Here is a 20572-nt window from a genome sequence, read left to right on the forward strand (position 1 = left end):
CCCCCCGGTCGAGCACCTCCACGGTGAGCGCGTCCCCGCCGTAGCCGACCGTCGCCTCCGCCTCGGCCACCCCGGCGTGCCGCAGCACGTTGGTCAGCGCCTCCTGCACCACCCGGTACGCGGCCAGGTCCACCGCCCCCGGCAGCTCGCGCGGCTCGCCGGTGACCCGCAACGTCACGGCGAGCCCGGCGTCGGCCAGCCGTTCGCGCAGCGCGTCCAGCCGGGCCAGCCCGGGCACCGGCTCCCGGCCGCCGCCCCGGCGCACCGCGCCGAGGGTGACCCGCAGCTCGTCGAGCGCCTCCCGGCTGGTGCGGCTGATCGCGGTGAGCGCGATCTCGGCCTGCTCCGGACGCTTGCCGAGCAGGTGCAGGGCGACCTCCGCCTGCATGCTGATCGCCGCCAGGCCGTGCCCCACCACGTCGTGCACCTCCTGCGCGATACGCAGCCGCTCCTCGTCGGCCCGCCGCCGGGCCGCCTCGGCCCGGCCACGGGCCGCGCTCTCCCGGTTGACCCGCACGGCGACCCCCAGCGCGAACGGTACGACCACCCAGGCCGAGGCGGGCAGGATCCCGAACCAGCCCGGCTCCGGCCCCCGGGACCAGAACACGTGCACCAGCAGCACGGCCAGCGCCGCCCCGGCCGCCACCCCGGCCCGGCGCACCGGCAGCCGGGCCGCCGCGGTGTAGCCGGCGACCAGGAAGGCGAGCTGCACCGGCCCGTACGGATAGCCGAGCACCAGGTAGGCCGAGGTTGCCACGGTGACCACGGCGAGCGTGGCCAGCGGGGCGAGCCGGCGCGCCACCAGGGCCAGCGCCGCCACCGCCAGCAGGGCCCGGCAGGCGGCATCGACCGGCACCGAGCCGGGCTGGTTGGCGCCGGCCAGCGGGGTGGCGAGCAGCCCGAACGCCAGCAGCGCCAGGGCCAGGACGGCGTCGGCGGCCAGCTGCCACCGGTTGTCCCGCCGCCGCTCCCGCATGGCGGTCATTCTGCCCCGGCCGGCACCCGCCGTCGTGCGTCCGCGGACGGCACCGCGGCTACGTCGCCGGACGTACCCGCCGGGTCAGACCGCGCCGAGGACCGCGGCCTCCAGGCGGGCCCGGGTGTCGTCGTCCGGCCAGCCGCCGACCAGGTAGAACGCGTCCACCACGTCCCCGCCCAGGGTGGAGATGCGGGCGGCGCGCACCTGCGCGCCGGCCTCGTCGAGGGCGCCGGCCACCCGGTAGAGCAGGCCGGCCGCGTCGGCGGCGCGCAGCTCCAGCAGCACCGCGTCGGTGGCCGCCTCGCGGTGCCAGACCACCCGGGGCGCCGCCGCCGACCCGCGCGCGGCCAACGCCCGGCCGCGCAGCCGCTGGGTCACCGAGACGTCCCCGGCCACCGCCCGGCGCAGGTCGCTGCCGAGCGCGATCGGATCCGGCGGCAGGCCGTAGCGCGGCTGCACCCGGCACTGCACCAGCGCCCGCCCGTCCACCGTGGTGGCGTCGGCGGAGATCACCTCCAGCCGGTGCAGGGCCAGGCAGCCCGCCACCGTCGCGAGCAGGCCGCGCCGGTCCGCCGCGGCCACCGCCACCTGGTCCCCGCTCAGGTGTACGACCGGCAGCGGCCCGGCCACCAGCGCCGGGTCCGGGGCGGGCGGGGCGGGCAGCGCCCCGGTGTCCAGCGCGGTCCGGACCCGCCCGACCAGTTCGGCGACCAGCCGGCCCTTCCAGTCCGACCAGGCGGCCGGCCCGGTGGCGGCGGCGTCGGCGCGGACCAGCGCGTGCAGCAGGTCGAGGGTGGCCGGGTCGCCGACCGCCCCGGCCACCCCGGCGATGGTCTTCGGGTCGGCGAGGTCGCGCCGGGTGGCCACGTCGGGCAGCAGCAGGTGCAGCCGGACCAGCGTGCCGATCAGCGCCACCTCGGGCCCGGGCAGGCCGATCCGGGCGGCCACCGCCTCGGCGATCGGCGCCCCCACCGTGCTGTGGTCGCCAGCGAGTCCCTTGCCGATGTCGTGCAGCAGGGCGCCGAGCAGCAGCAGGTCGGGGCGTTCCACCTCGCGGGCGTACCGGCTGGCCTCGGCGGCGGTCTGCACCAGGTGCCGGTCGAGGGTGAACCGGTGCACCGGGTTGTGCTGGGGCAGGCTGCGCAGCCGGGTCCACTCCGGCAGCCAGCCGGCCACCAGCCCGTACCGGTCGCAGGTCTCCCAGGCCGGCACCAGCCCGGCGCCGGCGCCCAGCAGGGTGACCAGCGCGGCCCGGGCCTCGACCGGCCAGGGCGCCGGCAGCGGCGGGCAGTAGGCGGCCAGCCACTCGCAGGTGGCCCGGGCGATCGGCAGCCCGGTGGTGGCCGCGGCGGCGGCCACCCGCAGCGACAGGCTCGGGTCGGGGCGCGCCCCGATGGCGGTCCGGGCCAGCACCAGCTCGCCGTCGTGCTCCACCACGTCCCGGGCCACCGGCCGGCGCACCGGGCGCCCGGCGGCGCCCCGGCGGCGCCCGGACCGGAGCCGGTCCACCGCCCGGAAGGCGTCGTCCAGGGCGTGGCTGACGGTCCGGGCGTCACCGGCGACCCGGCGCAGCAGCGCGTCGCCGTCGTCCAGCCCGAGCAGCGCGGCGACCCCGTCGCGTTCCTGCGCCACCAGCCGGTCCACCCGGCGGCCGACCTGCTGGTGCAGCGCGTCGCGGGTGTCCAGCAGCCGCAGGTGCGCGGCGCGGACCGCGGGTCGCAGCGCGTCGGTGACGCCGGCCAGCGCGATCGCTCGCAGGAGGCCCACGTCGCGCAGCCCGCCGGCGGCCTCCTTGAGGTCACCTTCGAGCAGGAAGGCCAGCTCGCCGTGGGCCTGCCAGCGGGCGGTGGTGGCCGCCCGCAGCGCCGGCAGCTGGCGTACGGCGGTCCGCCGCCAGTGGTCGGCAGCGGACCGGACCAGTGTCTCGGCGAGCGTGGCGTCCCCGGCCACCGGGCGGGCGTCGAGCAGCCCGAGGGCCACCTTCACGTCGTCCTGCGCCACCGACAGCGCCTCCGGCACGGTCCGCACCGAGTGGTCCAGCCGCAGCCCGGCGTCCCAGACCGGGTACCAGAGCGCGGCGGCCAGTTCGTCGACGCCCGGCACCCCGGCGTGCACCAGCACCAGGTCGAGGTCGCCGTAGGGGGCGCACTGCCGCCGTCCCAGCCCGCCGACGGCCAGCAGCGCCACCCCGTCCCGCGCCGGCAGCAGCGACCGCAGCCAGCCGTCGTACGCCTCGGCCCGGGCCGCTCGGGCCGCGGCGCCGATCCCCCCGGGTACGCCGACGACCTCGTTGACCAGATCCGCGTCGGTGCCGGACGCGTCCTGCCTGGTCAACGAGGTCATGTCGGTGGGTGCGTGATCAGAGGGCGTCGAGCCCGCGCTCGCCGGTACGAACCCGGACGACCTCCTCGACCCCGGTCACCCAGACCTTGCCGTCGCCGATCTTGCCGGTCCGGGCGGCCGCCACGATGGCGTCCACGATCTTCTCGACGTCCATCTCGTCGGTGAGCACCTCGACCCGGATCTTGGGCAGGAACTCGACCGTGTACTCGGCACCCCGGTAGACCTCGGTGTGCCCCTTCTGCCGGCCGTAGCCCTGGACCTCGCTGACGGTCAGGCCGGCCACCCCGAGGGCGTGCAGGGCCTCCTTCACCGCGTCCAGCTGGTACGGCTTGATGACCGCGGTCACCAGCTTCATGTCCAACCCCTCCATCCCAGGAACGTTATCCGCCGACCTTCTCGTCCACCGGCTCGGACGCCGGCTCGGCGGGCGCCGCCACCGGCTTGGTGGCGCCCGCGGTCGCGCCGGGGGAGCCGATCCCGGCCAGCGCGAACGCGCCGCCGCTGCCGCCACCGGCCGGGGAGAGGTCGTAGCCGCTCTCCGCGTGCTCGGCGATGTCGATGCCCTCGACCTCGGCCTCGGGCCGGGCCCGGAAGCCGATCGTCTTCTCGATGGCGAAGGCGAGCAGCCAGGCGATGCCGAACGACCAGACGCTGACGATCAGGCCGGCCAGGGCCTGCCGGCCGAGCTGGGTCAGGCCGCCGCCGTAGAAGAGGCCGTCGGAGGCGCCGACCACGTCGGAGATGGCCGCGTTGACCGAGTTGGTGGCGAACAGGCCGAGCCAGAGCGAGCCGATCCAGCCGCCGACGAAGTGCACCCCGACCACGTCGAGCGAGTCGTCGTAGCCGAGCTTGTACTTCAGGCTGACCGCCAGCGCGCAGACCGCGCCGGCGACGACGCCGAGCAGCACCGCCGCCCACGGGGCGATGAAGCCGCAGGCCGGGGTGATGGCGACCAGGCCGGCGATGGCGCCGGAGGAGGCGCCGACCATGGTCGGCTTCTTGTCCTTGATCCACTCCACGGCGATCCAGCCGAGCACCGCCGCGGCCGTGGCGAGCTGGGTGTTGAGGAAGGCGAGCGCGGCCACCGAGTCGACGGTCAGCTCGGAACCGGCGTTGAACCCGAACCAGCCGAACCAGAGCAGGCCGGCGCCGAGCGCGACCAGCGGGATGTTGTGCGGCTTCATGCCCTCCCGCGGCCAGCCGAGCCGCTTGCCGAGCACCAGCGCCACCGCCAGGGCGGCCGCACCGGCGTTGATGTGCACGGCGGTGCCGCCGGCGAAGTCGAGCGCGTGGATGTCGCCGCCGATGATGCCGCCGCCCCAGACCCAGTGCGCGACCGGGAAGTAGACCAGGGTGGCCCAGCCGAAGGCGAACAGCAGCCAACCGGCGAACTTCGCCCGGTCGGAGATCGCGCCGCTGATCAGCGCGACGGTGATCACCGCGAAGACCATCTGGAAGGCCATGAACACGTACAGCGGGACGCCGATGCCGCTGGGGTTCTCGGCCGTCGCGCCCCACAGGTCGGTCTCGGCGAGGAAGGTCTTGGTGCCGAGGTAGGCGCCCGGGTCGCCCCAGAAGCCGTTGACATCGCTGCCGAAGGCGATGCTGAAGCCGTAGAACCACCACAGAACGGAGATGAGCCCGATCGCGGAGAAGCTCATCATCATCATGTTGAGTACGCCCTTGGCCCGGTTGAGGCCGCCGTAGAACAGCGCCAGTCCGGGCGTCATGAGCAGCACGAGCGCGGTCGACACCAGCAACCAGACGGTGTTGCCGGAGTCAATCGTCGGTGCTTCAGGCACGCTGGCCTCCTAACGGTGAAGTTCCCTCCTTCACGGCTTCCGGGGCAGCGTCGCCCGTACGCCGGATGGGCGGAAGCCTCGCCGCTGGCTGTTTCCTCCAGCGTCACCCGTCGATTTCCGTCCGGTGACGGCTTGTTTCGGACGTGTGAAGAGAACCTCACCGCCGGGGCGGACGGCGGGAACGAGCTCGGACGAAAACGGCCGAACCGGTCAGCGGAGGGCGTACTCCAGGGCGTGCCGCTCGTAGTCGAGCAGCCGCAGGTCGCGCATCGGCCGGCGCAGGTGGCCCTTGTGCACGATCCGGACGAACGCCGGCTCACCCGCCGCGGCCATCCGGCGGATCCCCTCCACGTGGTCGACGATCCGCTTGCGGATGGTCCGGATCAGCCGGTGCCGGTCCCGCGGGATCAGCCCGTACGCGTCGGCGAAGAGGCGCAGCCGCCGCGGCCGGTCCGGGTGCTTCCAGCCGAGCGTGATCGAGTCCCGGTCGGAGAAGATCGGCACCCAGGTCCAGGCCGCGTACGCCACGTCGTAGATCCGCGCGCCGGGCGAGGCCAGGTCGAAGTCGATCAGCCCGAGGGTGCCGTCCGGCCGCCAGATCACGTTGTGCGGGGCGGCGTCGTGGTGGCAGATCACCTCGGTGTCCGGCGGCGGCGGGCCGAACGAACGCCAGACCGCCCCCGGCGGCGGGACGAAGCCGTACTGGGCGTCGTGGAACATCCGCAGCATGGTGGCGACGGTGACCAGGGCCTCGTCGGTGACCCAGTGCGGGGCGAGCGGGTACTCCCCGCACTCCCCCTCCAGGTACGACAGCACCTCCCGGTTGCGCTCGTCCATGCCGAGGGCGCGGGGGGCGCCGGTGAAGCCGACGTACTCCAGGTGCCGCAGCAGGGCGTGCACGCTCGGCGTCCACGGGCCGGCGTTACGCCGCACCGTGTCGCCGACCCGGACCACGGTGCTGACGTTCCCGCCGTGCAGCGGGATCTCCTGCGAAGTCACGTACGGTCTCCCGAGGCGTGGCGCCGGGTGGCTGGGGTCGCGCCACCCCGCGTAGGCGCGATCGTCAGTCGTCACTTCGAGGTTACGCGTCCCGTCCGGGGGCTTCAGTGCCCAGCAGTGCGTCGACGAACTGTGCGGGATCGAACGGGGCCAGGTCGTCCGGCCCCTCGCCGAGCCCGACCAGCTTCACCGGTATGCCCAGCTTGCGCTGCACGGCGATCACGATGCCGCCCTTGGCGGTGCCGTCGAGCTTGGTCAGCGCGACGCCGGTCACGTTGACCACCTCGGTGAAGACCCGCGCCTGCTCCAGGCCGTTCTGCCCGGTGGTGGCGTCCAGGATCAGGATGGTCTCGTCGATCGGGCCGTGCTTCTCCACCACCCGCTTGACCTTGCCGAGTTCGTCCATCAGGCCGACCTTGTTCTGCAGTCGCCCGGCGGTGTCGATCAGCACGGTGTCCACGCCGGCGTCGATCCCCCGCTTGACAGCGTCGAAGGCGACGCTGGCCGGGTCGGCCCCCTCCGGGCCCCGGACGGTCTCCGCGCCGACCCGGCCGGCCCAGGTCTCCAACTGGTCGGCGGCGGCGGCCCGGAAGGTGTCGGCCGCGCCGAGGATGACGCTGCGGCCGTCGGCGACCAGCACCCGGGCGATCTTGCCGCAGGTGGTGGTCTTGCCGGCGCCGTTGACGCCGACCACCAGCAGCACCGCCGGCGCGCCGACCTTGGGCGCGGTGTGCAGGGAGCGGTCCAGCGTCGGGTCCAGGGCGTTGACCAGCTCGGCGGCGAGCAGGGCGCGCAGTTCCTCGCCGGACCGGGTGCCGAGCACCCGGGTGCGCTCGCGCAGCCGGTCGACGATCTCGCGGGTGGCGTCGATGCCGACGTCGGCGGTGATCAGGCTGTCCTCGATCTCCTCCCAGGCGTCCTCGTCAAGCCGGTCCCGGCTGAGCAGGCCGAGCAGGCTCTTGCCGAAGACGTTCTGCGAGCGGGACAGCCGGGAGCGCAGCCGGACCAGCCGCCCGGCGGTCGGCTCGGGCACCTCCAGCACCGGCGCCGGGGCCTCGACGACCGGCGGCTCCACCAGGATGCCGGTGGCCAGGTCGGCCTCCGGCGCCACCACCGGTGGGCCGGCGAGATCCTCCTCCGCCCGGGTCCGCACCTCCTCCTTCGGCAGCGGCGGCGCCGGCCGCCGGCGCAGCCGCGGCACGACCAGCCCGATGGCACCCAGGATCAGCACGCCGAGCAGGGCGAGGGCGATGAGGAGGTATTCCGTCATGCCGAAATCCTGTCAGATGGCGGCGACGGCGTCCCAGCCACCGCACCCCGCGGGCCACATCCGCCGGCGGTAGGCTCGGCCGCAGCCAGCAGTGGTGCGACCGCCGGCGGGGTAGTAAAGAAGAAGTCCGCTCACCTCGGAGGTCCACCATGCCCGCGGCACACCTGCTCATCGGCCCCCTGCTGCGGCGGGTCGTCGGCACGCGGGCCACCGTCTGGGTCGAGACCAGCGCGCCCGCCGTGGTCACCGTCCGCACGGCCGACAGCGCCGTCGGTAGCGCGCCCACCTTCTCCGCGTACGACCACCACTACGCGCTGGTCGTGGTGGAGGGGCTCGCCCCGGACCGGTCGACCCGCTACGAGGTGCTGGTCGACGGCGAGGTCGCCTGGCCGGTGCCGGACAGCGGCTTCCCGCCCAGCGTGATCCGCACCCGGGCGGCGGACGACCGGGAGCAGCCGGTCCGCCTGATCTTCGGCTCCTGCCGGGAGACCACCCAGCACGCCACCACCCGGCGGCTGCCGCCGGACGCGCTGGACGCGTACGCCCGGCGGTTGATGGCCGACCCGGATCCGGCCGCGTTGCCCGATCTGCTGGTGCTCCTCGGCGACCAGGTGTACGCGGACGTGACCTCGCCCACGGTGCGCCGGCTGCTGAAGCGGCGCCGGCGGCGGCCCAAGGACGCCCCCAGCGACCAGGTGGTGAGCTTCGACGAGTACACCAAGCTCTACCTGGAGTCCTGGCGGGACCCGGAGATCCGCTGGCTGCTCTCCACCGTGCCGAGCGTGATGATCTTCGACGACCACGAGATCATCGACGACTGGAACACCTCCGCGTCGTGGCGGACGGACGCCCGGCGGCAGCCCTGGTGGGCGGAGCGGATCGGCAGCGGGCTCGCCTCGTACTGGGTCTACCAGCACCTGGGCAACCTCTCCCCGGACGAGATCGCCGCCGACCCGGTCTTCGCCAAGGTGACCGCCGCCGAGGACGCCACCGGCGTGCTGCGCGAGTTCGGGCACCGGGTCGACCAGGAGAGCGACCTGGCGCACGACACCGAGCGCTGGCGCGCGGTGCAGTACCAGTGGAGCTACGCGCTCGACCTGGGCCGGACCCGGCTGGTGATGCTGGACAACCGGTGCAGCCGGGTGCTGGAGCCGGGCCAGCGCGCGATGCTGCCGCCGGGCGAGTGGTCCTGGTTCCTCGACCAGGCGCACGGCGTCTACGACCATCTGGTGGTGGGGTCCTCGCTGCCCTGGCTGCTGCCACCGGGCATCCACCACGTGGAGTCCTGGAACGAGAAGTTGGCCGACTCCCGCCGGCGCTGGGTGGCCACCCTGTCGGAGAAGCTGCGCCGCGGGCTCGACCTGGAGCACTGGGCGGCGTTCCGCCGTTCGTTCGAGGCGCTCGGCGCGCTCTTCGCCCGGCTCGGCAGCGGCACCCCGGGCACCACCGGGGACCGGGTCGGCGCCGGTCCGGCATACGCGCCGCCCGCCTCGATCAGCGTGCTCTCCGGCGACGTGCACCACTCGTACGTGGCCCGGGCCCGGTTCGACGACCCGGCGGTGGCCACCCCGGTGCACCAGCTCACCTGCTCCCCCATCCACAACCAGGTGCCGGCCGGGATGCGCCCGCTGATGCGGCTCGGCTGGTCGCCCGGCCCGGCCGGGGCCACCCGGGCGCTGGCCCGCTCGGCCGGGGTACGCCGCCCGGCGCTGCGCTGGCGGAAGCTGGCCGGCCCGTACTTCGGCAACGCGGTGGCCACCCTGGTGCACAACGGTCGTACGGCCGAGGTGACCATCGAGGGCACCACCAGCGACGGGCACCTGCGGCCGGTGATGCGGCACCGACTCACCGACGCCGCTTGATGGCGGCCGTACCCTCTACGGCGTGGACGACGAGCTTCCGGAGCCGCTGCGGGCGGTCGAGCACGAGCTGACCGTGCTGCTGCGCCGCGGGCGCGCGGTCTCCTGGGAGATCGCCCGGGAGGTGCACCCCAACCTGGAGCCGAACGCGTACGGCCTGCTGCTCTGGCTGCGCCGCTGCGACTCGATCCGGCTCACCGACCTGGCCGCCCGGCTCGGCATCGGCAAGGGCACGCTGAGCCGTCAGATCAACGGGCTGGAGTCGCTGGGCCTGGTCCGCCGCGACCCGGACCCGACCGACCGGCGGGCCGCCCAGCTCAGCCTGACCGAGCAGGGGCGGCAGCGGTTCGACGCGGCCCGGTCGGCCCGGCTGCGGCAGTTCCGCCGGACGCTGGAGGACTGGCCGGCCCGGGACGTCGAGGAGTTTGCCCGGCTGCTGACCCGGTTCAACGAGATCCCGCTCTGATCTGACCCCGCCAGCCGGGAACAAAGCCTCGCAGGGCAGAGTTGTTGCTCTAGGCAACAAAGGCATACGGTTGCCCGGGGCAACGCCCCGCCGCACTCCCTCGACTTCCTGCCGGAGGCAGCCACGATGAGCTCCGCGCCAGCGCCCGCCCGGGCGACCGCCGTCGACATGACCCACCGGCAGGTGCTGGAGGCCCTCTCCGGCCTGCTGCTGGGTATGTTCGTCGCGATCCTCTCCGGCACCGTCGTCTCGAACGCCCTGCCGAGGATCATCACCGAGCTGGGCGGCGGCCAGTCCGCGTACACCTGGGTGGTCACCGCGGCACTGCTCGCGACCACCGCGACCACCCCGATCTGGGGCAAACTGGCCGACCTGACCAACAAGAAGGTCCTGGTCCAGATCGCCCTGCTGATCTACGTGGTCAGCTCGGTGCTGGCCGGGCTCGCGCAGGACACCGGGCAGCTGATCGCCTGCCGGGTGCTCCAGGGCGTCGGGGCCGGCGGCCTCACCGCGCTGGCCCAGGTGATCATGGCAACCATCATCGCTCCGCGCGAACGCGGCCGGTACAGCGGCTACCTCGGCGCGGTGATGGCGGTGGGCACCATCGGCGGGCCGCTGATCGGCGGTGTGATCGTGGACACCTCCTGGCTCGGCTGGCGCTGGTGCTTCTACGTCGGCGTGCCGTTCGCGCTCGCCGCGCTGGTGGTGCTGCAGAAGACCCTGCGCCTGCCGGTCACCAAGCGGAAGGCCACCATCGACTGGTGGGGCGCCACGCTGATCACCGCCGCCGTCTCGCTGCTGCTGATCTGGGTCTCGCTGGCCGGCGACTCGTTCGCCTGGGCCTCCTGGCAGACCGCCGCCATGGTGGCCGGTGCGCTGCTGCTCGGCGCGCTGGCGATCCGGGTCGAGCAGCGCGCCGCCGAGCCGATGATCCCGCCGCACCTGTTCCGGTCCCGGACGATCACCCTGGCCACCGTCGCCAGCGTCGCGGTCGGCGTCGGCATGTTCGGCGCCTCGGTCTTCCTCAGCCAGTACTTCCAGATCAGCCGGGGGCAGAGCCCGACCATGTCCGGCCTGATGACCCTGCCGATGATCCTCGGCCTGCTGATCTCCTCCACGGTCACCGGGCGGCTGATCACCCGCACCGGCCGCTGGAAGCGCTACCTGGTCGCCGGCACGGCGCTGCTCACCGTCGGCTTCGCGCTGATGGGCACGCTCCGCGCCGACACCAGCTTCGTCCTGCTCGCCGGCTACATGGCGGTGATCGGCGTCGGGCTCGGCATGAGCATGCAGAACCTGGTGCTCGCGGTGCAGAACACCGTCGGCACGCACGAGCTGGGGGCGGCCAGCTCGGTGGTCGCCTTCTTCCGCAGCCTCGGCGGCGCGGTGGGCGTGGCCGCGCTCGGCGCGGTGCTCGCCCACAAGGTCAACGACTACCTCGTCGAGGGGCTGACCGCGCTGGGCATCCCCACCTCCCGCTCGGGCAGCGGCGGCCCGCTGCCGGACGTGCACACCCTGCCGGCACCGGTCCGGGCCGTGGTGGAGGGCGCGTACGGCCACGCGGCCGGTGACATCTTCCTGGTCGCCGCCCCGTTCGGGCTGATCGCCCTGATCGCTGTCTGTTTCATCCGGGAGGTGCCGCTGCGCCGGAACACCAGCGACCCGGTCGCCGCCGAGATCGAGCAAGAATCGACGGTGGCGGCCGGTGCCGGAGCCGCCGTGATCAAGACCGGAGAACGGAGCTGACGTGACCGTCGACGCCCCTCGGGAACGGGAGGACTACGGCCCCCGCACCCGTCCGCTGCCCTTCGAACGGGGCACGGACGGGCCCCGGGTGGTGCTGGTGGGCGTGGACGGCACCCGGACCTCCGAGCGGGCCGGCTGGTACGCGGCCGGCCTCGCCCGCCGGCAGGGTGCCGCCCTGGTGGTGGTGCACGTGCGCGCCAACGCCGGGTTCACCGCCCTGGTGCCCGGGGTGGACGCCGGCGCGCTGGAACGCTGCCACGACGAGCTGACCGAGGAGCTGCGCCGGGAGTGCCGGCGCGGCGCCGAGGAGCTGGGGCTGCCGGTGACCTTCGTGTGCCGACGCGGTGACGCGTACACCGAACTGCGGGCGGCGGCCGACGAGTTCCGGGCGGACCTGGTGGTGGTCGGCGCGTCCGAGCAGGCCGGGCACCGGCTGGTCGGCTCGGTCGCCACCCGCCTGGTCCGCGCCGGCCGCTGGCCGGTGGTCGTGGTGCCCTGATAACCGTTCGCCGGTTGTCGGTGCCAACCAGCAGGATGGCCGGCATGACCTGGAGAGCACCGGAGATCGTCCGGACCCCCGAGCCCACCGTCGGCGACGAGCGCACCATGCTGGAGGGCTGGCTCGACTACCACCGGCAGACCCTGCTGCTCAAGTGCGCCGGGCTGACCGCCGACCAGTTGCGCACCCCGAGCGTCGAGCCCTCCGGGCTCACCCTGCTGGGCCTGGTCCGGCACCTGGCCGAGGTGGAGGCCTGGTGGTTCCGGGAGAACTTCGCCGGCGAGAAGGTCGACTACCCCTACTACACGCCGGACAACCCGGACGCCGACCACGACGTGAGCGACGCCGACGCGGAGGCCGACTTCGCCACCTTCCACCGCGAGGTGGCGCTGGCCCGGGCCGCCGCCGCGGGCCGCTCCCTGGACGAGACCTTCACCGAGGTCGGCCCGAAGCGCCGGACCTTCAACCTGCGCTGGGTCTACGTGCACATGATCGAGGAGTACGCCCGGCACAACGGCCACGCCGACCTGATCCGGGAACGCATCGACGGCGTCACCGGCGAGTGACCGCCGCCGCGGGCCGCCCGGGCCGTCCCGCACCGACCTGACCGGCGCTGTTGGCTGGAGCGGCCTGGGCGGCCTGGGCGGCTGGAGCGACCTGGCCGGTCCGGGCGGCCCGCAGCAGGTGCTCGCCGAGCGGGGTCAGCGCGTGCCGCACCGCGGAGCCGGCCCGGTGCGTGGTGATCAGCCCGGCCGAGCGCAGCGTGGTCGTGTGCTGGCTGGCCGAGGCGATCGAGATGCCGACCGTCCGGGCGACCTGCGAGGTGCTCGGACCGCCGACGATCGCGCCCAGCACCGCCGCCCGGGTCCGCCCGAGCAGGTCGGCGAGCGGCTGGCCGGTGGTCAGCTCGCGCCGGGTCGGCCGGATCGGGTAGGCCAGCACCAGCGGGCCGTCCGGGTCGTCGAGGACGCAGGGCTGCGGCAGGAGGTAGGACGGCACCAGGGTGACGCCCCGGCCGTCCGGGACGACGTCCAGGTCGGTGCCGAAGGCGCACTCGTACGACAGCCGGTAGGTCGCGCCGGACGGCGCCCAGCGCAGGTACGGGCTGAGATCGCGCAGCACCCGGTCGATCCCGACGTCCACCATGGTGTGTCCGCGCGCCGCCCGGTCGGCGTGCACCGCCGCCACGATCGTCGGCCAGTACGGCGCCACCGCGACAGCGTGGAAGGCGCCCATCGCCGCGCGGAGCCGCTGCCGCGCGACCGGGTCCCCGGCGGCGAGGGGGGCGACCCGGGGCGGCAGGTCGCCGGCCTCGATCCGGGGTCGGAGTTCGGCGTCCAGGGTCGCCGTCGGGGTGGCGGCGACCTCGTCGAGCGCGGCCGCCGCCTCCGTGGCGTGATTGGTCGGGGTGAGGAAGTCCGGCAGCCAGTGCGGCAGCCGACACAGGTCCAGCAGCGGTCGCATCCCGGGCCGCAGCGCCGCGCGGGTACCGGCCCGCCACGCGGCGAGGTGCGCCGGGGCGTCGGGCCGGAAGACCCGCTGCCCCGCCGCGGCCAGCTCCAGCAGCACCGACGGCGCCGACCGCACCACCGTGCGGCTCAGGTCCGACGCGTTCAGGTGCAGGGTCAGCATGGCGCCGACGCTAGCCACCTTCGGCCGTACCCGAAAGGGGTGGAGCCGGGGCGCACCCGACCCCGACGCTGCGGTCATGAAGACCTTCGTCGCCGCGGCCGCCGCGGCCGTCACCGCCCTCACCGTCACCGTCCCGCTGCCCGCATCCGGGGACCGGCGCCCCGACACGTACGTGGTGTCCCGGGATCCGGGAGTGCGACCCGAGGGCATCGCGGTGACCCCCACCGGCACCATGTACGTCACCAGTGTCTCCGACGGCGCGGTCTACCGCGGTCACGTCCGGGACCGGGAGCTGCGTCCCTTCCTGACCGCCGGCACGGACGGCCGGACCCGCGCCGCCGGAGTACGCCTGGACCGCCAGGGTCGGATCTTCGTCGCCGGATGGGACACGGGCGCCCTCTTCGTCCACGCCCCGGACGGCACGCTGCTGGCCCGCCGGGCGGCCGCCGGGGCGGCCCTGAACGACCTGGCGATCACCGACGACGCCGTCTACGTCACCGACTCGGCGGGCGGCGGACTCTGGCGCGCGGAGCTGGCCGACGGGCGGGTCGGCGACCTGGTCCCCTGGCTCCCGGCTGCGGCCTTTCCGGCGGCCCCGGGCTTCCTCAACGGAATCGTCGTCGCCGACGGCGGCCGGATCGCGCTCGTTGCCGACCAGGGCAGCGGCGAGCCGGGCAGCGAGCGGCTCTGGCGGGTGGACCTGGTCGCCCGATCGGCCACCGTGGTCAACGTGGCCGGCGGGCAGCTCGGCGCCGACGGGCTGCTGCTCGACGGTGAGCGCCTCTACGCGGTGGTGAACTTTCCCGACGGCGCGGGCGGCTGGAGCTTCGCGGTCAACCTGGCGCTGCTGGACGCCGACCGGCGGACCGCCCGGGTGGTCCGGCAGTCGGGTACGGCCGGCCTGGCCCAGTCGCCGACCACCATCGCCCGGGACGCCGACCGGCTGCTCTGGGTCAACAGCCAGCTCAACGCCGCCGCGCCGGCGCCGCCGTTCACGGTGACCGTGGTGCCGGGACTCTGCTGACCGGCCCGCCCGGTCCGGCGGCGACACGGGACGCCGCCGGGCCGCGTACCGGCTCAGTACGCCAGGGCCGCCCGCAGGTAGCGCAGGTCGCCCGGGCCGCTCCAGCGGTGCGCCGACAACCCGGCCGCCCGGGCGCCGCGCACCGACCAGTCCTCGTCGTCGACGAAGAGCACCCGGTCCGGCGGGGTGGCCACCGCCCGGCAGGCGGCCTGGAAGTACTCCTTGGCCGGCTTGTTCACCCCGAGCCGGTAGGAGTTGACCACGGTGTCGAACTCGCCCGCCAGACCGAGCGCGGCGAGGTCGGCGTCGAGCAGGTCGGTGGCGTTGGTGGCCAGGCCGACCGGGAGGCCGGCGGCGCGCACCTCGCGGACGAAGTCGAGCACCTCGCCGTCCACCTCGCCCCGGTAGCGCTGCCACCGCTCGACCGCGGCTCGGGCCCGCTCCGGCCCGCCGGCGGGCCCGGCCAACGCGTCGGCCACGCTGGTCATCCAGTCGGCGTGGCTGACCTGGCCGGTGAGCACCGGCTGGAGCCGGCCCCACTGCATGGCGATCTCGCTCAGCACGCCCTCGGAGAGGCCGTACTCCCGCTCCACGCCGGCGGCCACCGCCGGGTCCCAGCGCCGCAGCACGCCGTCGAAGTCCACCAGCAGCGCCGTCGCGCGTTCCCGAGCCACTCAGTTCTCCTCGCCGCGGCCGTGCCGCTCGTCGTCCCCGTCGGCCCGGTTGAGCCGCTGACTGATCACCTGGGTGACGCCGCTGCGCATGGTCACCCCGTACAGGGCGTCGGCGACCTCCATCGTCCGCTTCTGGTGCGTGATGACGATCAGCTGGCTCTTCTCCCGCAACTGTGCCAGCAGCGTGATCAGCCGTCCCAGGTTCACGTCGTCGAGGGCCGCCTCCACCTCGTCCATGATGTAGAACGGGCTGGGCCGGGCGCGGAAGATCGCCACCAGCATGGCCACCGCGGTCAGCGACCGCTCGCCGCCGGAGAGCAGCGACAGCCGCTTGATCTTCTTGCCCGGCGGCCGTGCCTCCACCTCGACGCCGGTGGTCAGCAGGTCGTCCGGGTCGGTGAGCACGAGCCGCCCCTCGCCACCGGGGAAGAGCACCGTGAAGACCTGCTCGAACTCCCGGGCGGTGTCGGCGAACGCGCTGGCGAAGACCTCCAGGATCCGGTCGTCCACGTCCTTGACCACGGTGAGCAGGTCCCGCCGGGTGGCCTTGAGGTCCTCCAGCTGCTCGGAGAGGAACTTGTAGCGCTCCTCCAGCGCGGCGAACTCCTCCAGGGCGAGCGGGTTGACCTTGCCGAGCAGGGCCAGTTCGCGTTCCGCCTTGGCGGCCCGCTTCTCCTGCACCGGCCGCTCGTAACGGACCGGCTCGGGCGGCGGCCGGCCCTCCTGCTCGGCCAGGGCGAGGTCCGCCTGGGTGGGCGGCACCGGCTGGTTCGGGCCGTACTCGGCGACCAGCGTCTCCACGTCCAGCCCGAAGTCCTCGGCGGCCTTCGCCTCCAACTGCTCGATCCGCAGCCGCTGCTCGGCGCGGGCCACCTCGTCCCGGTGCACCTGGCTGGTCAGCCGCTCCAGCTCGGCGCCGAGCCGCTTGGCGGCGCCGCGTACCTCGGACAGCTCGGCCTCGCGGGCGGTGCGCTCCCGCGCCACCGCGTCGCGGTGCTCCTCGGCCGCGGCGATCGAGGCGGTCAGCCGGGTGAGTGCCTCCCGGGCGCCGCCGGCGACCGCCCGGGCGATCCCCGCGCCGCGGGTCCGCGCCGCCCGCCGCGCCGCCGCGCGTTCCCGCGCGGCCCGCTCGGCGGTGGCCTGGCGCCGCAGCGAGTCCGCCCGCCCGGCGATCGAGGCCACCCGCTCCTCGGCGGTACGCACCGCGAGCCGGACCTCCATCTCGTTCTGCCGGGCCTGCGGCACCATCGCGGCGAGCTGGTCCCGCTCCTCGGTGGACGGCTCGGCGTCCACCGGGGTCTCCTCGGCCAGCCGCAGCCGCTCCTCCAGCTCGGCGAGCCGCAGCAGGTCCTCTTCCCGGGCGGCCTCGGCGCGGGCCCGGGACTCGCCCAGGCGCTCCGTCTCCGCCTTCGCCGACCGGGCGGCCGCGCCCAGCTCGGCCAGCCGGCGGGCGGCCGCGTTGCGCTGCCCCTCCGCCTCCCGCTTCGCCGCCGCGGCGTGCTGCACGACCTCCTTCGCGGCGGCCACCTCGGCCCGCGCGTCGACCAACTGCTCGCGCAGCTCGGCGCTGCTCCGTTCGGCGGCGACCCGGTTCGACCGGGCCTCCTCGACCGCCGCCTGCACCTCGATGAAGCTGGGTGCCTTGGCCGAACCGCCGGCCGCCGCGTACGCCCCGACCACGTCGCCGTCCGGGGTGACCGCGCGCAGCTCCGGGTTGGCCGCGGCCACCTCGGCGGCGGCGGCCAGGTCGTCCACCAGCACCACGTCGCGCAGCGCCCGGTGCACCGCCGGGCGGATCTCGGCCGCGCACTCCACCAGGTCGGGCGCCCAACGCGCGCCGTCGGGCAGCTTCGGCCGCAGCGCGTCGGCGGACCCGTCCATGCCCGGCCCGGCGGGGCTGCCCACCAGCAGCCCGGCCCGGCCGGCGTCGGAGATCTTGAGCAGCCGCATCGCCTCGACGGCCTCGTCCACCCCGGTCACCGCCACCGCGTCGGCGAGCCCGCCGAGCGCGGCGGCGAGGGCGGCCTCGTGCCCGGGCGCGACGGTGAGCAGCCCGGACAGGCTGCCCAGCAGGCCGGGGACCTGGTCGGCGCGGGCCAGCAGCGCGCCGGCTCCGTCCTTGCGGCGCAGGCCCAGGGCGAGGGCCTCCTCGCGGGCCTTCCAGGTGGCCGCGTCCTTCTCCGCCGCCCGCTCCGCGTCGGTCAGCGACCGGACGGTTGCCTGCACCCGCTCCAGGGCGGCGACCGCCTCGTCGTGCCGGGCGTCCAGGTCGGCGTTGTCCCGGTCGGCCTCGGTGGACTCGGCGGCGACCGCGTCCAGGTCGGCCTGGGCCCGCTCGGACCGGGCCTGCGCGTCGGCGTGCGCGGCGGCGAGCCGCTCGATCTCCTCACCGGCGCTGGTGGTCCGGGCCCGGGCCGAGTTGACCTGCCCGATCAGCCGGGCCAGGCCCTCCCGCCGGTCGGCGATGGCCTTCGCCGCGGCGACCAGTTCCCGCTCGGCGGCGGCCAGCTGGCGCTCCAGCTCCTGCCGGTGCTCGACCGCCTCGGCGAGCCGGATCTGGTCGTCGGTGAGCGCCGCGCGCAGCTCCTCCTCCTGCTCGCGCACCCGCTCCGCCTCGGCCTCCAACTGGTCCGGGTCACGGCCCGGCCGCTCGTCGTCCGGGGTGGCGCTGAGGTGGCGCAGCCGCTCCCGGGCCAGCTGCTCGATGGAGCGGAACCGCTCCTGCAGCGCGGAGAGCTTGTACCAGGTGTCCTGCGCGGCGGCGAGCAGCGGGGCGTCCTCGGCCAGTGCCGCCTCCAGTTCGCCGAGGCGCCGCTGCACCTCGCCGTGCTCGGCCTCGACCTGCTCCCGCCGCTCGCGCAGCGCGGTCTCGTCGGCGATCTCCTTGTCCAGGGTGGCCCGCAGGGTGGCCAGGTCGTCGGCGAGCAGCCGGAGCCGGGCGTCGCGCAGGTTGGCCTGGATCGCGGCGGCCCGGCGGGCCACCTCGGCCTGCCGGCCCAGCGGCTTGAGCTGGCGGCGCAGCTCGGCGGTCAGGTCGGTGAGCCGGTTGAGGTTGGTCTGCATCGCGTCGAGCTTGCGCAGCGCCTTTTCCTTGCGCTTGCGGTGCTTCAGGACGCCGGCCGCCTCCTCGATGAACGCCCGACGGTCCTCCGGCTTGGCGTGCAGCATGCCGTCGAGGCGGCCCTGCCCGACGATGATGTGCATCTCCCGGCCGATGCCCGAGTCGGAGAGCAGCTCCTGGATGTCGAGCAGCCGGCAGGAGTTGCCGTTGATCTCGTACTCGCTCTCGCCGGAGCGGAACATCCGGCGGGTGATCGACACCTCGGTGTACTCGATCGGCAGCGCGCCGTCGGTGTTGTCGATGGTCAGCGTCACCTCGGCGCGCCCCAGCGGCGCCCGGCCGGCGGTGCCGGCGAAGATGACGTCCTCCATCTTGCCGCCGCGCAACGCCTTGGCGCCCTGCTCGCCCAGCACCCAGGCGATGGCGTCGACGACGTTGGACTTGCCGGAGCCGTTCGGGCCGACCACGCAGGTGATCCCGGGCTCCAGCTTGAGCGTCGTCGCGGAGGCGAAGGACTTGAAGCCCTTCACCGTCAGGCTCTTGAGATACACCTTCTCGATCCTCGTCCGGTGGCCGCCGTACCGTCGCCGGCTGCGCGGACCTGGTGAACCCGCAGACTAACCCGGAGCCGGGTACGCCGCCGCACGTGACCCGCCCCCACCGTTTCCGGCGGCGTCCGGTAATCGGGGAGACCGGTTCACGTCCGGACCCGTGGGAGCTGTTTTCCCGGCCCGGAGGATCGCAGTTCCGCGAACCCGGTCAGTTACAAGATCGCTTTATGGTCCGCGGAAAGGGGGCGGACAGAGCTGCGCGCCGGCACAAATGTGTCGGCGCGCTTTTTCGCGTGGTGCGATTCAGTTTTCCCGGATCGAACTCAGGTGAGCGCCGGCTCGGCCAGCCGGAGCAGATCGTCCGCCTCCGAGGCGGCCGCCGCGAGCCGATCGTTCTCGGCACGCACCCGGGTGAGCTCGAACTCCAGTGCCTGAACCCTGGCACGCAGTCGGGTGACCTCGTCGAGCAGGCGCCGGTCGGGCGCCGCACCTACGTGGCCGTAGAGGGCCTTCGCCATGTTGACTCCTTGATATGCGCTGCCGGAAAGGCCGGCCAACGCGCGCCCCTGTGTTCGCGGCTGTCATTCCAACTGTTCTTGGGCATGACCGGGCGCGACTGGCGACACCTATATATTGAGCCGATACCCCCTCCTTCGTCAAGTTCCCGCAGGCCGTAGATCATCTCCACGTCGACCTGTCCACTTGCCGGGGGGCCGCCACAAGGCGCAGACACGCTCTGTCCGGACACCTTTACTGTACGCCTCGGTCACCCGGAACTCCCTACCCGGACGCCCGACTTCCCCTTAACTCTTTCTTAGCCACGTTGCCGCAGGTCGAGGCCGCCCCGTACCGTCACCCCGGCCCGCAACCGACCCGTGGAGGCTACGGCGTGTACGGATGGACCGACCCGAACGATCCGGATGGCGCTCACCGGCGTCCCGAGCCGCCGGCCGACGAGCCGGCCTGGCTGACCGACCGTCCGGCACCCCGGTCGTCCTACCTGTTCGGCGACGAGCCGGAGCAGCCGGCCGACGACCGGCACCCGCACCCGCCGACCGGCGCCTGGTCCGGCGACCGGCTGGCCGGCGGGTGGCACGACGGGCGGCCGGCCGCCGCGATGGGCGAGCCGTACCGCGACCAGCCCACCGAGCAGTGGCAGCCGAGCGCCGCCTGGGACGCCGCCCCGCCCGCCGCGGGCGGCTGGCGCGAGCAGCCGGGCGACGCCTGGCGCACGGAGCCGGACCCGGCGTGGTACCGCGACCAGCCCACCGAACAGTGGCAGCCCGGCGAGGCGTGGCAGGGCGACCGGCCGGCCGACGCGTGGCACCAGGACCAGCCCACCGAGCGGTGGTCGGCGGTGCCGGACACCGGCTGGCACCGGGATCAGCCCGCTGAGCGGTGGACCGGTGACCCGGCCACCGGGGAGCTGGACCCGACCGGCGGCTACCCGGCGTACGCCGGTGAAGCCGACCGCGCCGCGCACCGGGCGGCCGGGGTCGACGAGGAACCGGCCGACGGCCGGCACCGCACCGGCCGCCGCTTCCCCCGGCCGGTGCTGATCGGCGGCGCCGCCGCGGCGGCCACGCTGGTGGTCAGCCTCGGCGTCGGGGCCGTCGCGCTGGGCGGTGGCGACGACCGGCCGGACACCACGGCGACCGGTGACGACA

16 protein-coding genes and 1 pseudogene are annotated in these 20572 nt (G+C 74.6%); 7 read left to right on the forward strand and 10 right to left on the reverse strand.

Annotation, left to right across the window (positions count from 1 at the left end):
- The 6 genes from DLJ47_RS05290 to ftsY form a co-directional block, all read right to left on the reverse strand.
- Positions 1 to 976: sensor histidine kinase (locus DLJ47_RS05290; RefSeq protein ID WP_233257668.1), on the reverse strand; the 976-nt coding region annotated here is incomplete at its 3' end.
- 84 nt (positions 977 to 1060) lie between these two features.
- Complete coding sequence (locus DLJ47_RS05295) at positions 1061 to 3322, reverse strand: [protein-PII] uridylyltransferase (RefSeq protein ID WP_109898974.1); 2262 nt, start codon at positions 3320 to 3322, stop codon at positions 1061 to 1063.
- Positions 3323 to 3338: 16 nt separating this feature from the next.
- Positions 3339 to 3677: a P-II family nitrogen regulator gene (locus DLJ47_RS05300; RefSeq protein ID WP_170839442.1), complete on the reverse strand. Its 339-nt coding sequence runs from the start codon at positions 3675 to 3677 to the stop codon at positions 3339 to 3341.
- Between the two features lie 25 nt (positions 3678 to 3702).
- On the reverse strand, positions 3703 to 5124 hold the full coding sequence (locus DLJ47_RS05305; protein ID WP_109898975.1) for an ammonium transporter: 1422 nt from the start codon (positions 5122 to 5124) through the stop codon (positions 3703 to 3705).
- Positions 5125 to 5334: 210 nt separating this feature from the next.
- Positions 5335 to 6198 (reverse strand): phosphotransferase, encoded by an 864-nt coding sequence (locus DLJ47_RS05310; protein ID WP_199235710.1) that lies wholly within the window; start codon positions 6196 to 6198, stop codon positions 5335 to 5337.
- Between the two features lie 7 nt (positions 6199 to 6205).
- Positions 6206 to 7393, reverse strand: coding sequence for a signal recognition particle-docking protein FtsY (gene ftsY, locus DLJ47_RS05315; RefSeq protein ID WP_109898976.1), 1188 nt, complete (start codon positions 7391 to 7393; stop codon positions 6206 to 6208).
- 149 nt (positions 7394 to 7542) lie between these two features.
- Between ftsY and DLJ47_RS05320 the strand changes: the two genes are divergently transcribed.
- The 5 genes from DLJ47_RS05320 (at position 7543) to DLJ47_RS05340 (ending at position 12529) form a co-directional block, all read left to right on the forward strand.
- On the forward strand, positions 7543 to 9255 hold the full coding sequence (locus DLJ47_RS05320) for an alkaline phosphatase D family protein (protein WP_109898977.1): 1713 nt from the start codon (positions 7543 to 7545) through the stop codon (positions 9253 to 9255).
- Positions 9256 to 9277: 22 nt separating this feature from the next.
- The gene (locus DLJ47_RS05325) at positions 9278 to 9718 is read left to right on the forward strand and encodes a MarR family winged helix-turn-helix transcriptional regulator (protein ID WP_109898978.1); all 441 of its coding nucleotides are present in this window, start codon (positions 9278 to 9280) and stop codon (positions 9716 to 9718) included.
- 126 nt (positions 9719 to 9844) lie between these two features.
- A complete protein-coding gene (locus tag DLJ47_RS05330; RefSeq protein ID WP_109898979.1) occupies positions 9845 to 11464 on the forward strand; it encodes an MDR family MFS transporter in 1620 nt (539 codons plus the stop codon).
- Between the two features lies 1 nt (position 11465).
- Positions 11466 to 11963: a universal stress protein gene (locus DLJ47_RS05335; RefSeq protein ID WP_088995533.1), complete on the forward strand. Its 498-nt coding sequence runs from the start codon at positions 11466 to 11468 to the stop codon at positions 11961 to 11963.
- Between the two features lie 44 nt (positions 11964 to 12007).
- Positions 12008 to 12529 (forward strand): DinB family protein, encoded by a 522-nt coding sequence (locus DLJ47_RS05340; protein ID WP_109898983.1) that lies wholly within the window; start codon positions 12008 to 12010, stop codon positions 12527 to 12529.
- On the opposite strand, the gene DLJ47_RS05345 is transcribed toward DLJ47_RS05340, so the two are convergent.
- Positions 12516 to 13595, reverse strand: a complete 1080-nt coding sequence (locus tag DLJ47_RS05345; RefSeq protein ID WP_199235711.1) for an ArsR/SmtB family transcription factor — start codon at positions 13593 to 13595, stop codon at positions 12516 to 12518. The genes DLJ47_RS05340 and DLJ47_RS05345 overlap by 14 nt on opposite strands.
- 76 nt (positions 13596 to 13671) lie before the next feature.
- Here DLJ47_RS05345 and DLJ47_RS05350 point away from each other — a divergent pair, with 76 nt between their 5' ends.
- The gene (locus tag DLJ47_RS05350; RefSeq protein ID WP_109898980.1) at positions 13672 to 14619 is read left to right on the forward strand and encodes an SMP-30/gluconolactonase/LRE family protein; all 948 of its coding nucleotides are present in this window, start codon (positions 13672 to 13674) and stop codon (positions 14617 to 14619) included.
- 53 nt (positions 14620 to 14672) lie between these two features.
- Here DLJ47_RS05350 and DLJ47_RS05355 read toward each other — a convergent pair whose 3' ends face one another.
- The 3 genes from DLJ47_RS05355 to DLJ47_RS05365 form a co-directional block, all read right to left on the reverse strand.
- Entirely contained in the window at positions 14673 to 15293 is a 621-nt protein-coding gene (locus tag DLJ47_RS05355; protein ID WP_109898981.1) for an HAD-IA family hydrolase, read from the reverse strand.
- A complete protein-coding gene (gene smc, locus DLJ47_RS05360) occupies positions 15294 to 18905 on the reverse strand; it encodes a chromosome segregation protein SMC (protein ID WP_109898982.1) in 3612 nt (1203 codons plus the stop codon). It lies immediately after the preceding gene.
- Positions 18906 to 19228: 323 nt separating this feature from the next.
- Positions 19229 to 19423 carry a hypothetical protein gene (locus DLJ47_RS05365; RefSeq protein ID WP_088995539.1) on the reverse strand — a complete coding sequence of 65 codons (195 nt, stop codon included), beginning with the start codon at positions 19421 to 19423 and terminating at the stop codon, positions 19229 to 19231.
- A gap of 371 nt (positions 19424 to 19794) precedes the next feature.
- Here DLJ47_RS05365 and DLJ47_RS05370 point away from each other — a divergent pair.
- Positions 19795 to 20572: pseudogene (locus DLJ47_RS05370) on the forward strand (CAP domain-containing protein); the annotation flags it as partial.

The organism is Micromonospora sp. S4605 (assembly GCF_003176715.1).
Classification (GTDB): Bacteria; Actinomycetota; Actinomycetes; order Mycobacteriales; family Micromonosporaceae; genus Micromonospora; species Micromonospora echinaurantiaca.